This is a genomic window from Streptomyces sp. NPDC107654 (genome assembly GCF_055639035.1).
Window position 1 is genome coordinate 1 of record NZ_JBVKBI010000067.1, and the last position, 1,308, is coordinate 1,308.

At 67.3% G+C, this 1,308-nt stretch carries 2 protein-coding genes; both read right to left on the minus strand.

Translation table 11 applies throughout. The annotated features are described in order from the left end of the window. On the minus strand, positions 1 to 872 hold an 872-nt coding region (locus tag ACZ7N4_RS39165; protein ID WP_471368819.1), incomplete at its 3' end, for an alpha-amylase family glycosyl hydrolase. Further along, positions 869 to 1,308, minus strand: a 440-nt coding sequence (locus ACZ7N4_RS39170) for an alpha-glucosidase C-terminal domain-containing protein (RefSeq protein WP_471368822.1), incomplete at its 5' end; no start/stop codon positions are given. The genes ACZ7N4_RS39165 and ACZ7N4_RS39170, both read right to left, overlap by 4 nt.

Below are 1,308 nucleotides of genomic sequence, written 5' to 3' on the forward strand. Positions count from 1 at the left end.
ATCACCGGGAAGTGGAACGCCATGTGGCACTCGTCGCCGCCGCCCCGGAAGTCACCGAAGTAGTCGACGACGTCCTCCGGCCACTGGTTGGCCTCCGCCAGCAGCACGGTGTCCGGGTACATCGCGTCGATCTCGCGCCGGACCCGCTTCAGGAAGGCGTGGGTGGCGGGCAGGTTCTCGCAGTTGGTGCCCTCCTCGGCGTAGAGGTAGGGGACCGCGTCCAGGCGGTAGCCGTCGATGCCGAGGTCGAGCCAGAAGCGCAGGGCGGCCAGGATCTCCTCCTGCACGGCCGGGTTCTCGTAGTTCAGATCCGGCTGGTGGGAGAAGAAGCGGTGGAAGAAGTACTGGCCGCGGACCGGGTCGAAGGTCCAGTTGGAGGCCTCGGTGTCGACGAAGATGATCCGCGCGTCCTCGTACTGCTTGTCGTCGTCGGCCCACATGTAGTAGTCCCCGTACGGGCCGTCGGGGTTCTTGCGGGACTCCTGGAACCACGGGTGCTGGTCGCTGGTGTGGTTCATGACGAAGTCGATGATGACGCGCATGCCGCGCTGGTGGGCGGCGTCCACGAACTCCACGAAGTCGGCGAGGTCACCGAACTCCGGCAGGACGGCGGTGTAGTCGGAGACGTCGTAACCGCCGTCCCGCAGGGGCGACTTGAAGAACGGCGGCAGCCACAGGCAGTCCACGCCGAGCCACTGCAGATAGTCGAGCTTGGCGGTCAGGCCCTTCAGGTCGCCGACGCCGTCGCCGTTGCTGTCCTGGAAGGAGCGGACCAGGACCTCGTAGAAGACGGCGCGTTTGAACCACTCCGGGTCCCGGTCCTTGGCGGGAGTGTCCTCGAAGGTGTCCAGTACGGGGTCGTTGACGGTCATGACGCTGCGGGCCCTCCGATCTGGGGCGTCGATCGCCCGACGTGGAGCACGTGCGCCGGCGTCCGGCCGGGAGTGAGACGCACGTAGTTGGTCCTGCCCCAGTGGTACGTCTCGCCCGTCAGTTCGTCGTGCACGGACAGGGCGGCGTGCCGGTCCAGGCCGAGTTGCGGCATGTCCAACGAGACCGTGGCCTCCTGGGTGTGGTGCGGGTCGAGGTTGACGACCACGATGACCGTGTCCGAACCCGTGCTCTTGCTGTAGGCGAGCACGGCGTCGTTGTCGGTCTGATGGAAGCGGAGGTTCCGCAGGCGCTGTAGCGCCGGGTGCTGCCGTCGGATGCTGTTGAGCCGGGTGATGAGCGGCGCGATGGTCCGCCCCTCCCGCTCGGCGGCCGCCCAGTCACGCGGCCGGAGCTGGTACTTCTCCGAGTTCAGGT